Below are 12,086 nucleotides of genomic sequence, written 5' to 3' on the forward strand. Positions count from 1 at the left end.
CTTACCTTTTCCCCTATTCAAATAAAGCCATCATCTCTTCGTCTTCTCTCTCACGGGCTATATCGTATGGTGTTTGCCCCTCCATGTCCTTTTTGTGAGGATTCGCACCTTTAGCCAGCAGCAGCTCTACCACATCCACACGCTCCTCTCCATCCGCTACCTGTGTGTGCAGCGGCGTACTTCCATCAAGAGCGCTGGCATGTATGTCTGCACCGTGCGCGATGAGCGCCTCTGCGACCTCTGGATAGAGCGCGATATGCAATGGGGTAATACCCTCATCGTTTTTCGCATGGACATCTGCTCCCTGTGCGACCAAATACGCAATAAGGCCAACATCGTCTGTCATCACGGCTCCATGCAGGACAGAAAACTCATATTCATCCTTTTCATGTAGCAATTCCGGCTGGTTCGTGACGATCTTTTTTACGAGCTCAATGTCTCCTAGTTCAGCTGCATCATATAAATCCGCGAACTGGTAAGTCATATCTGTCCCTCCTTTCTCACGGATTCCTCTCTGCTCTTACCGCTCCTCTGTCTCAAATACAAGTTTGGCAAGCAGAACCACCGGTGAATCTTTTTCTTGCCCGCCCTCAGTGAGATCGAACAATTTTTCGTTAATCGGACCGTAGCGTGATTCATTTCCATACAGCAAAATGACATGTGGATACTTACCAATCTCCTCTGTTAACTGTTTAGGCCATTCTTTTCTATCGAGTGTTGCATTCATCGCATATTCGTTTTCCAAATACGTGAAAAAGTCAGCTCTGGCTTCTGCATCCTGTACCTCATGCACTTCAAAAAAATCTTCGTCAACCCATTCAAGGCCCGACGCAGTTAAAAAGCCAGACGGGATCACATCCCCATCCCCATCGTAAACCGGAGTCAGAAAATCCGCTAGTTCATCAGAAGATTGCAAGGTTGTTCCCCATACCGTTACCACATTTCTCATTGTCTTTCCCCCTTGTTCCATTCCTCTTGCACAAACATGGGTCAATGCCCCTTCGTCTAATACTTTGCTGTTTCCAAGGAAGAGCGAATGCGATCTACACGCTCCTTTTCCTTGCGCAGAATGGCTTTCTCGTACGCTACATCCAACAACCGATTAATTTCTTTCCAATTCGCTTCACCGAAAGGAGACTCATTACTTGTCAGCATTTTCCCCCAAGCACTTAGCGCAATCTGCCGCTGCGCTTCGTTTCCGTCTAGCCAGCGAATCAAGTCATCCCATTGTGGACGTGACAAAGCGAATAGCTCATCCCAGCCTTCAATCGGGTACGCCACATGCGGTTCCATCCACAAAATGACTTCACGGGAGCGAAAGTGGTGCATATGACTGTTGGCAGCATAGCCTACTAGACATTCTTTTCTGGCAACGACTTCGTCCATCTCAGCCAAAACTCGCTGTAAACCCTCTTCTTCAGGCAAACAAGCTGCCGTCACGTATGCACGTAAACTCGAGCCTATCCGTTCATAATGTGGCCCGGACTCCCAGAGCGAGCGTACCCACCCCTCTGCCTTTTTTCCTACTGTCTCTACAATGAGCTGGCACCAGAGTAGCAGATTGCTTGATGAGGTTTCCTGCTCGATTTGTGCTACCCATTTATGCAAAACCGACTCCCAATCGTACTGAGTAAAGGCCTCTTGGATACGTGCATCTCCTGCACCATGCATTTTTGCAAACAAGACCAGCTTCTCGAAATCTTGCGCCGCCTCTTCAAAGGTGAGCGTCCGATAGATTTGCAGCCATTCTTTCCACTCTTGTGCGACTTGCCCCTCGACATCGAGCCCATCTGCACCAGCGAGTGCTTCATAATTCCAGCACTCTGCCCCAATACAGCCCAGCTCCGTGACTCGCTCTACGAACTCTGTGAAGCTTTTGCCGAGTAATAGGAATTCATCTGTCTCATGCCCCCATGAATAGACCGGTGGGTCATCCGCGCCGGTCGACAAATCGATGAGCAGCATGTCGCCATTACCGCCGACGTGAAAACAGAGATACCTTTTCTCGTCCTCACTTTCTTCGTCTCCACCAAAGTACGGCCACTCAAATGCATCCAATGACCATCCCAAATCTCCACTGAGTGAAAAAGGATCTAACGCTCGAGATGGCAACGACCAATTTATTTGAACTTGACTGCTGCCCGCAAGCAAAATGCTACGGATCGTTCCGGGAAAGCTAACCCCAAGACTTTCCTCTCTTCTTTCGATTTCTTCCAGCGCCGCCGGTGGTTCTACCGTGAGCGGCCAAACCTGGGCACCCTGTCGCTCCATATCATGCATAAGTAACTTCCACGCTTCAAACCACTTTTCCATTCGCTGCTGCATTGGCATAACGACCTCTCTCGTTTGTCGTTTTCTATCTTCCGAATTCTATTTCTATTTTCTTTATCTAAAATTCGATTTCATATCCTACTAAAGCACCAATTATATCCATTTTTTTCATGGTAAAATTATCTACAAAGTCTCTAATTTTACCGATACTTGTAGAAAAAACACGGAAATGAGGACCTAGCTGATGACCACCATTGGAATTGATTTGGGCACGACGAACAGTCTGGTGGCCTACTGGACTGAGAATGGACCCGTGCTCATTCCAAACGCGCTCGGAGAAACACTGACTCCTTCTGTGGTCAGCGTCGATGAGAACGGCGAGATCTTGATTGGAAAAATCGCCAGAGAGCGCCTCTTGACTCACCCAGATCGTACTGCTTCTACCTTCAAACGGTTTATGGGGACAGAAAAAAGATACCAACTGGGTAGATATTCCCTTTCTGCCGAAGACCTTTCCTCCTTTGTGATTAAATCTTTGAAGGCCGATGCTGAGGCTCATTTCGGGCACGCCGTTCACGAAGCGGTTATCAGTGTACCTGCTTATTTCAATGACACACAACGCAAAGCAACGAAACGAGCAGCAGAGCTCGCTGGACTGAAAGTAGAGCGTTTGATCAGCGAACCGACTGCCGCCGCGATCTCATATGGGCTCCATCAGGAGGCATCCGAGACACAATTCCTCGTATTCGATTTAGGTGGCGGAACGTTTGACGTTTCTATTTTGGAAATGTTCGAGGGTGTGATGGAAGTAAAATCAATCGCTGGAGACAACTTTTTGGGCGGCGAAGACTTTACCGATCTGATTGCCTCTTATTTTATAGAAGCCCATCGACTCGATTTCAACACGCTGGACAGCAAAACGCGTTCTTCCATCCACAAGCAGGCTGAGTTGTGCAAGCGCGCCTTGTTTTCCGACCAAGAAGGGAAAATGAGTGTCAATATTCAGGGAGAGCTGGTTGAAACGACTCTCAGCCGGAACCAGCTGGAAGATCTCGCGTTTCCTCTGCTGCAACGACTGCGTCAGCCGATCGAGCGTGCTTTGCGAGACGCATCCATCTCGCCTCGGGAACTGGACGCAATCGTGCTTATTGGCGGTGCGACGCGGATGCCGCTTATCAAATCCATCGTAAGTAAAATATTTGGGCGACTGCCCTATTCCCATATTAATCCCGATGAGGCTGTTGCATTGGGAACAGCGATTCAAGCAGCACTCAAGGAACGCAACGAGGCGTTAAACGAGCTTGTTTTGACCGATGTTTGCCCATACACACTCGGTACGGGTATTGTACAAACCATGGCAAATGGTAAACACGAGGATGGCTACTTTTTTCCGATCATCGAGCGCAATACGCCAATCCCAGTCAGCCGAGTAGAACGGCTATACACCATTCTCGATTATCAACGCTCCATTCTCGTTGACGTGTATCAAGGGGAAAGCCGACGCGTCGAACATAACCTCAAGCTTGGTGAATTAAACGTTAAGGTTCCACCTGCAAAAAAGGGCGAGGAGTCTATCGATGTTCGTTATACCTATGACATCAACGGGATTCTGGAAGTCGAAGTGACTGTCGTATCTTCAGGCGTCAAAACCAAGGCCGTCATCGAAAAAAATCCGGGTAGCCTATCAAAACAAGAAATTGAGGAGCGTTTCCAAGCTCTTCAAAACATGAAGATCCACCCCAGAGAGCGAACCGAAAATCGATTGCTTCTGGCAAAAGGCGAGCGTATGTATGAGGAAGCATTGGGCGAAGACCGTATGATCATTGCGAATTACTTACGCCGCTTCGAAAGTGTCCTCTCCACCCAAAATGAAAGAGACATCGCCAAAGCAGCAGAAGAATTGAAGCAGCAGCTGGACATGTTTGAAGGGTGGAATGAGTATTAATGGGGATTTGGGAGATTCTCGGGATTGATCCGACAGACAATCCTGCCCAGATAAAAAAGGCTTATGCCAAAAAGTTGAAGGTGCACAACCCGGAAGTTGATCCTGAAGGCTTTCAGCGATTGAGGGAGGCGTATGACCTCGCCCTGAAGCACACACGCAATACCAAGCGCAATCGTATGTTCGAAGAAACACCCCTACCGGAAAGAAGACAGCCGGATGAGTGGAAGGAGCATGAATCGAAAGAAGAATCCGTTCACCTCCAACCGCCGAGACGTATTTACGAGCAGTGGCATTCTGACCCTGTAGAAGAAGAGCAGCCTAACTACGATCCACCACAGCGACTCACCCTGTTTGACAGGTTTTTAGAGGAAACAACGCAAGAAGTGGTCTCTCAAGAAGAAATCCCCATTCCCCAGCGGTACGATTTCACGGAGAGCTACGATCATGTCGAACGGTCCATGAACCCCGATGATATGGTGGCTCGTTTTTTCCGCCGTACACACGAGCTGTACGATAACTATCACGAACGAATTCAGCTTGAAAACTGGCGTGAGTTGCTGAATGACGAGGCCATGTGGAATGTCGGCTGCCATCAACTCATCGATACGCAATTTCTCCACTTTTTAGAAGAACACTATCACTTGCCTCATGAGGTGTGGAAGCTGCTCGATTCCCATTTTCAATGGCAGGAGGATTCGGAAAAGCTCGCAAGCCAGCTCTCAGGACGTTTTGTCGCTTACCTGAACGGCCAGCTCAATCAGACCTTCACGCTGCGTTACCACTCTTTTGAGAATCGCGAGGACTTGGATATTGAAGCGTTTCTAGAATGGCGCAGCGATGCGTTATTTGCCCTCATGGAAAATGATTGGGAAACGGCTCAGAGCTATTTGGCAAAAGCTCATGCTCTGTACGCTCTTGACCCCGATTTGATCCGTTTACAGGGCGAATATTTTTTGCGAACCGGAAATAAGAATCGTGCCTTTCATACCTTTGATCAATTGATACGTCTTGATCCAGATAACATCGATGCGTATTTGTATCGTGCCCGGCTTTTCCTCGAAAAGGGAGATGCAGCTGATGCGATCAAAGATTGCGAGGAAATCCTCACTCGCATGCCAGAACTGTGGGATGCTCGCAGCTTGCTGGGGAAAGGATATCTTCAGCTAGGTGAATGGGAGAAGGCACAAAAGGTTTTTCAGGAGATGCTTACGCATAATCCCTCCGATATTGATGTGAAGATATGTCTGACGCAAATACAATCACCGTTTGACAAGGGGTTTGAACCAACTGCGAACAAGCAAGCCAAAGCCGCTAGGAGAAAAAACTTGCAAGCACTCGGGCTTCCTGACATGTTAGGAAGGTTCAAGCAATTTTTTGCCATCTACACGAGACGTAACATTTGGACGATTATTTTTCTCCTTCTGCTCCATTACGCTATGTTTGCTGTTGTATCCATGAAGCTAGAGATGACTTCGGTGCAGATGTTTAACTCCTTGGTCAATAAATGTAAGCCTGTCCAAATTAAGACGAAGGACGAGTTGAAACAAACTCCCATTGGCTACCAGGTGGAATTTACATTGACCAAAGCTTCTTATATTAATATTCTCCGTGTCTATGACAAAGAAAAGCATCCCGAGCCAAAAGCCGAGTTCATTCCTGCTTCCAAAGCTGAAGAGCGAGATCTGTTAAACTCAGACACTGGCTATGTAAATGTGGGTTATCTGGATCAACAAGCGATCATTGTCATTACGGACTACGACCATGCCAAAGAAATTCACGATAAACATTCCATTACGATGCGAGGAACGCTCAAGGCGATACCGGATGGTGAGATGTTGCCTGTCATTGTGAATGCTTTGGAAAAACGCAAGCATCCTCACAATGCGGTTCTCGTGACCGATGCGTATATCAATGCCAAGCCTGACTTAGAAGAAAAAGGATGGGCGGGATCATGGCTTCTGGGCATTCTCGCGATCATTTCCATGTTGTATTACATCCGCATCATTCGTGAGATTCCCAAAACTCGCAAAGCATTGACATTCCACTAAAGGAGGCAGAGAGGAATTCCATGACAAAAGAAGCAGAAAACGAAAAAGAGATCGACCCAAAATTAAGCCGCTACTTGCATGCTCTCTCCTCTGTTTGCTTAAATCAGAAGCAGCTCGCGTATTATTTGGCAATCCATGAATACAACCGCCTGCGCGATACGTTTTTACGGCTTCGAATTGATAACAGATGGGACACGGGAGATGCCGCCAAAACCCAAGAGCGCTTGACCTGGTTTTTGGAACATGGGCGAAGAGCTGAATTTGATCAGCATCGCCACGTATTATCCGCACTCAGCGCTGCCAATCGTTCCAACTACATCGCATCCTTAAAAAAAGGCGCCCCGGAGTCAGCCCGGCAGTTGATCGTGTACGCATACATGAACAGACTCCCATATGCCGGTATTGCCGCCTTTGATTACGCCTGGTATCTCATTATTTGCAAGGCAGGTGCCCAGCAGTCCTATCTTCCCAAGGCGGATGCCGAATCGAGCATGCTGGACGTAGCCAAGCGAATTCAACTCGCTTATTCGAGCTGGGAAGAGTATTTATTTGCGTATGCATGTGGCAATCTTTACGACGAAGCAGGCTCTCCCAAAAATACGACTAAAGCAACCGAAGCTCATATTTTGAAGCTCCTGACGGGTAAGTACAGTCCGATCCGTGAATTTGACTGGAAGTTTGATCTCACATCTTACCTGCCCTCACCCAATTAATCTCTCTTAATGGAATAGTTGCAACGTTCTTGGCAATTCTAACTTTGCTGAACCACAGAGAGGAGTAATGAAAATTGGTGAGTTTTGGTACTCTGATTGCCTTTGTATTTGTTTCGCTTGGTATGGTTTGTTCCCCTGGTCCTAACATGATTTACCTCATTTCTCGTACTATTTCGCAAGGCCGCACAGCCGGAGTCATCTCGCTTCTTGGTGTTATACTTGGATTCGTAATTTACATGATCGCAACCATGCTCGGTCTCTCGGCACTTTTCTTAACGGTTCCGTTCATTTACGAATCAGTCAAGTGGGCCGGGGCTGTCTACCTGCTCTGGCTCGCTTGGAATGCGGTCAAACCAGGTGCTGCTTCCATTCTCAAGCCTGATACTCTTCCTATTGAACCGCCGAAAAAGTTATTTTTGATGGGATTGATCACAAATCTACTGAATCCCAAAATTGCTATCTTGTATGTTTCACTCTTACCGCAGTTTGTAGATCCTGCGCGGGGATCGGTGCTCCTGCAAAGTGCTACGTTAGGTCTAACACAAATAGCTGTCAGCTTTACCGTTAACCTGCTTATTGTTCTTGTAGCGAGCAGAGTTGCTCTGTGGTTTGGTACACGCCCAACATGGCTACGGGTGCAGCGTTGGCTAATGGCAAGTGTCTTGACAGGTCTTGCTGCGAGTCTTGCTTTTGATCGCAGATAGTTCGTTCAATAAAAAACAGCGACCAGTCTAAGACTTTTTTTCAGGTCTTAGGTGGCCGCTGTTGTATCAAGCCTCGATAGAGGTCTTCTTACGCCTTTTCCGCTATGTCCTTCACCATATGGCTCAATTTATGCCCGCTTACGATCACTGTCCCATCCTCACGATAGCCGAGCGATTCATACAGCTTGCGCGCACGTGGTTTTTCCTCGTCTACGAGCAAAGCGATTCGGTCATGCCCGCGCTGAATCGCTTCTTTTTCAAAGGCATCCAGCAGAAGTGATCCAATCCCCTTCCCTCTGCATGAGGAATCAACCGCAACAGAATCCAAATAGAATTCGTCATCCTTCGCTTCCTTTACAAGCGTAATCGTCTCGCCAGTCAAACGTTGGACATGCTCAACGAAGGGGCGATCGAGTACCTCTGTTTGGCTTCCATGATAAAAGAGCGCCAGTCCTACCGGTACATCTCCATCCATGGCAATCACCGCGTTTTCGTAGCTAAGTCGGTTATTTTCCTTCGCAAAAAACTCCTCCATCATGCGAATCGCATCCGCTGCCTCCGTTGCACCTGTCAACGTATGCGCGATATCTCCGATGGCATCATAAATTAATGGCGCAGCAAAAGCTGCATCTGTTGGTTCCGCTTTGCGTATCATGTGTTTCCTCCTTGCGTTTCGAACATTCGACACGGCTCTATTCGTTTCTTTGTCTATCATGCACACTTTCATTGTGTCACAATCTGCCAATCTGATCGAGCTTTCCCGACGATCGTTCACAGATCAGCAACAATGAAACCGCTCTCATTTCCCAAGAGCGGTTTCACCTTCTTCGCTTTGACTTTCTTATCCTATCATTTTTTCAATCGTCAGCTTGCGATCATGCCTCAAATCGAGGAATTCACCCATTCTTCTTACCAACGGACGCATTGGCTCATCCTGATGGATAAGAATCACTTCGACTTCTTCCCCGCTACTCAACCTCGCCTTCGCGCCTACGTACAGCAAGGCAATGTAGCGGACAAACTGTGCAACGATCTCAACGTTCAATATCCCGTTACAGGCTTCCTTCCACAGGAGCTGTGCCGCCTCGAATGGGGACGTCCTCCCTTTGTACACCCGATCAGAACAGATCGCATCAAACATGTCGGCAACGGCGAGTACCTGACATTCGATCGGAATGCTATCGCCTTTTCTTTGCTCCGGATAGCCAGACCCATCAAGTCGCTCGTGATGCAGCAAGGCACACAAAGCCAACAGCTCAGACCCACCCTTCATCTCACGGATCATTTCATAGCCGTAGATGGTATGCTTCTTCATGGTCGCAAATTCTTCTTCACTTAGCTTGCCTGCTTAAGCAATATTTCTTTGGGTACCCTCATTTTTCCAATGTCATGCAAAAATCCGGCTGTTCCCATGAATGCTATTCGCTCTTCATCCCATTTCATCAAGCGAGCAATGAGCGAACAGAGAATGCCTACATTTAATGAATGGCGGTATGTATAGCTGTCTGCCCCTTCTAGTACATACAAGTTCCGGAACAACCCCAAATGCTTCGTCGACTTTTCTGATACATCAAAAAAGATATTGGAAAAATGATCAAGACTCGGTGTCCCGCCAACTGTCAGTTCATCGAAGAGTACTCTCGTTTTGTCGAGAGCTTGTACATAAGCAGCAACGGTCTCAGAATCTGCCTCTAGTTGGAATAGTTGAGAAGTAACTTCCTCACCGGTTCCCTCCGTAAGACTCTGTATAATGTCAACCTCACGGACTCGTTGCTTTTGCAATAGGATCACATGGGCCGGCGTGATCGTCGTGTTTTGTCCCAGCAGCAAAATTCCTTGTTCGGTGTACAAATCAGCCGCTAAAACTTGTCCAATCAGTGAGAGATCAACAGGTGCCAAAGGCATACAATCAACCTTTCCAGTCTCCGTCTTTTTAGAGGTTGTTCAAAAAGTCGACTTTTTGAACTCACACTTTTACTCAAATTATAGAAAGGAAGGAGGTGAGTTACAATCTTTTTTTCGACAATTCATAACTTTGCTGGACACCGGGACATTTCACTATTCGCATACATATGATATCAAGCAAATGTCAGTGGTTTTATCAAGGAGGGACGAACGTCTCATGACGACGCTGTACATTACACCAAAAGCGTGGAAACAGATTGAGCAGGCCGTACGAAAAAAACCCTCACTGGAAACAGGAGGGGTTATGATGGGATACCCACTTGGCGAGGATAGATGGGTCGTTACGTATGCGAGTGAACCAGGCCCAAATGCGATTCACCAGCCACATTCTATATTTTTCGATGACATGCACCTCAATAAGCTCGTTCGCAAATTAAGCAGACATGGACAATGGAAATACATTGGTGATTGGCATAGCCATACGGTAAAGCGCCTTTCTCCCAGTAAAGGTGATAAGCGAACCATTTGGGCAAAAGCGTCGCAATCCATGTACATGTCCTCCTCTCCCCTCATGCTGATCGTTGGGCTAGGTAAAAACAATCAAATTAACGCAAGAGGATTCATCCTCGGAAATACTCTTCGCGAGGTTGGGAAGATTGAGCTGTATGATCGGCAAGCTCAGCAACAGCTCGGTGAAAAAGCTCCATAGCCTGGTTTTTTCCCCAGCTCGGCTGATTTTCTGCCACGACACAAATGGCGTAACGCGGCTCTTCTAACGGAGCGTACCCGAGAAACCACAGATGGTTGTTTCCATTCGCATCCCCAATTTGCGCAGTCCCGCTTTTTCCTGCCACCTGCCAAGCGGAATTCATGAGCATCTGTCCTGTTCCCTCTGTGACAACTTTGCGCATCATTTTTCGCAATTTATTGGCCGTGACGTAGTCAATACCGTCCAAAGAGAGCTCCTGCTCGGGGAATGTGTGGAACGACTGACCATTTCGGTATGCGATCTCTTTAACCAGCCGTACCTGAGAGCTTTGACCGCCACGCAAAATCGTTACCATCATGTTGGCTGCTTGCAAGGGGGTAATACGTACATCCCGCTGACCGATGGCGCTTTGAATCAGGACGCCTTCATCGTCGCGGGATATACCCTCTGCAAAGACTCTGCCTGGATCTTCGCCATCCAGCTGCTTAAAGTTTTTCAGTTTATACAGATGAGGGGTTACATGCCCCACTTGAGTGGTCAAGCCCAGCTTTTTTGCATATTCCTCCAACTTTTTTCCGCCCACCATCTTGGCGATATGGGCAATCGCAATGTTACAGGATTGGGCATACGCTTCTTCCAGTGTCACACTGCCGTGACCTTCTTTTTTCCAGCAGGAGAATTGGTACTTCCCGTACTCCCCTGTACATGTGAAACGGTCAATTGGTGAAACAATTCCTTCCGCCAAGGCGGCGGCGGCTACCACTGTTTTATAGACAGAGCCAGGCGGGAGTTGTTTGAATGCGCGATTCTTCCAGTCGCTTGTGTTTCCTGTAACATTTGTTTGATCATAGGTAGGGCGGCTAACAGCTGCAAGAACATCGGCTGTTTGTACGTCCAAAACAACGATACTGCCCTCTTTTAATCCTACTTGATCGGCTGCTGCCTCCATGCTTCTCTGGATTGCTGCATCCAAGGCAGTCGTTAATGACAAGGGATAGTATTGATTCGACTGCTTCGTATAGCGAATATCCAGCCCTCGGAGCGGTTGTCCGTGCCCATCTACATAATAGGACAAGACAGACGGCTCTACTCCCTGTAAAAACCGGTCAAAGCTTCGCTCCAGACCCGATGCCCCCAGCGTGCTCTCGGCATTCATTTTGCCGCTTGTCCATTCATCTGGATACAGCTTCTGCACCATGTCAGGATTTTTATGGATAAAACCAATCAGATGCTTGGCTACTTCATCAGCGCGGTATCGCTCTGTCACCGCCAATGCCACAACTCCTGGGATGGCAAGTGCATTGATTTCCTCAGCCTGCCGCTCGGTGAGCATCACCAGCTTACCGGATTCCTCTCGCATGAGTAGCGGTACTTTTGCCTTTTCCATCGTCTCCGACAGCCGTTCCTTGGATTCGCCGGTTATTTGAGCCAGCCTCTGCAAGCCATCTGTTCCTTGCAGGCTCCCACGCGCCAACGGGAACAAAATCAAGGCGAGATGCTCTTCTCCGGTAAAGGCGTACCCATTTCGATCCACGATATCGCCACGCCCGCTATGCAGTACGATGCTTTGCTGTCTTTGCTTTACTGCTGCCTTTACCAAATCAACGTCATGCCGAGAAAACCGATGGGGCGATCCGAGTTGAATCCACCACAATCGTACGACCAAACCGAGCCATAATAACGACATGGACAGCAATACAAGAAAGTGGCGTCTTTTGATTCGTCGATCCAGCTGCATCGAATTCCCTCCCTGGCTTTTTTCACCAGTATTGCCGGAATGTACGCGATAGA

The 12,086-nt window shown here is 47.9% G+C and carries 10 protein-coding genes and 1 pseudogene; 5 read left to right on the forward strand and 6 right to left on the reverse strand.

Annotated elements, in window-relative coordinates; translation table 11 throughout:
* Positions 1–13: 13 nt before the first annotated feature.
* Genes ACQ5DJ_RS12615 through ACQ5DJ_RS12625 form a run of 3 tightly spaced genes read right to left on the reverse strand, consistent with a single transcriptional unit; the run spans position 14 to position 2,331 of the window.
* Positions 14–484 carry an ankyrin repeat domain-containing protein gene (locus ACQ5DJ_RS12615; protein ID WP_429842789.1) on the reverse strand — a complete coding sequence of 157 codons (471 nt, stop codon included), beginning with the start codon at positions 482–484 and terminating at the stop codon, positions 14–16.
* Between the two features lie 36 nt (positions 485–520).
* On the reverse strand, positions 521–949 hold the full coding sequence (locus ACQ5DJ_RS12620; protein ID WP_429842790.1) for an immunity 22 family protein: 429 nt from the start codon (positions 947–949) through the stop codon (positions 521–523).
* Between the two features lie 56 nt (positions 950–1,005).
* On the reverse strand, positions 1,006–2,331 hold the full coding sequence (locus tag ACQ5DJ_RS12625) for an SMI1/KNR4 family protein (RefSeq protein WP_429842791.1): 1,326 nt from the start codon (positions 2,329–2,331) through the stop codon (positions 1,006–1,008).
* A gap of 184 nt (positions 2,332–2,515) precedes the next feature.
* On the opposite strand from ACQ5DJ_RS12625, the gene ACQ5DJ_RS12630 reads away from it, so the two are divergent.
* The 4 genes from ACQ5DJ_RS12630 (at position 2,516) to ACQ5DJ_RS12645 (ending at position 7,681) form a co-directional block, all read left to right on the forward strand.
* Entirely contained in the window at positions 2,516–4,216 is a 1,701-nt protein-coding gene (locus ACQ5DJ_RS12630; RefSeq protein ID WP_429842792.1) for a molecular chaperone HscC, read from the forward strand.
* Positions 4,216–6,264 carry a J domain-containing protein gene (locus ACQ5DJ_RS12635; RefSeq protein ID WP_429842793.1) on the forward strand — a complete coding sequence of 683 codons (2,049 nt, stop codon included), beginning with the start codon at positions 4,216–4,218 and terminating at the stop codon, positions 6,262–6,264. The genes ACQ5DJ_RS12630 and ACQ5DJ_RS12635 overlap by 1 nt, the downstream gene beginning before the upstream one ends.
* Positions 6,265–6,284: 20 nt before the next feature.
* Positions 6,285–6,977: a DUF1266 domain-containing protein gene (locus ACQ5DJ_RS12640; RefSeq protein ID WP_429842794.1), complete on the forward strand. Its 693-nt coding sequence runs from the start codon at positions 6,285–6,287 to the stop codon at positions 6,975–6,977.
* 74 nt (positions 6,978–7,051) lie between these two features.
* Positions 7,052–7,681 (forward strand): LysE family translocator, encoded by a 630-nt coding sequence (locus tag ACQ5DJ_RS12645; RefSeq protein ID WP_429842795.1) that lies wholly within the window; start codon positions 7,052–7,054, stop codon positions 7,679–7,681.
* An 88-nt stretch (positions 7,682–7,769) separates the two neighbouring features.
* Here the strand turns inward: ACQ5DJ_RS12645 and ACQ5DJ_RS12650 are convergent, their stop codons facing one another.
* Both ACQ5DJ_RS12650 and ACQ5DJ_RS12655 read right to left on the reverse strand, forming a co-directional pair.
* Positions 7,770–8,336, reverse strand: a complete 567-nt coding sequence (locus ACQ5DJ_RS12650; RefSeq protein ID WP_137029819.1) for a GNAT family N-acetyltransferase — start codon at positions 8,334–8,336, stop codon at positions 7,770–7,772.
* A 186-nt stretch (positions 8,337–8,522) separates the two neighbouring features.
* Positions 8,523–9,586: pseudogene (locus ACQ5DJ_RS12655) on the reverse strand (HD-GYP domain-containing protein).
* 217 nt (positions 9,587–9,803) lie between these two features.
* On the opposite strand from ACQ5DJ_RS12655, the gene ACQ5DJ_RS12660 reads away from it, so the two are divergent.
* Positions 9,804–10,295 (forward strand): Mov34/MPN/PAD-1 family protein, encoded by a 492-nt coding sequence (locus tag ACQ5DJ_RS12660; protein ID WP_429842796.1) that lies wholly within the window; start codon positions 9,804–9,806, stop codon positions 10,293–10,295.
* On the opposite strand, the gene ACQ5DJ_RS12665 is transcribed toward ACQ5DJ_RS12660, so the two are convergent.
* Positions 10,207–12,033: a peptidoglycan D,D-transpeptidase FtsI family protein gene (locus ACQ5DJ_RS12665; protein WP_429842797.1), complete on the reverse strand. Its 1,827-nt coding sequence runs from the start codon at positions 12,031–12,033 to the stop codon at positions 10,207–10,209. The genes ACQ5DJ_RS12660 and ACQ5DJ_RS12665 overlap by 89 nt on opposite strands.
* Between the last annotated feature and the right edge of the window lie 53 nt (positions 12,034–12,086).

It is taken from the genome of Brevibacillus sp. FIR094 (assembly GCF_050477165.1).
Taxonomy (GTDB): Bacteria; Bacillota; Bacilli; order Brevibacillales; family Brevibacillaceae; genus Brevibacillus.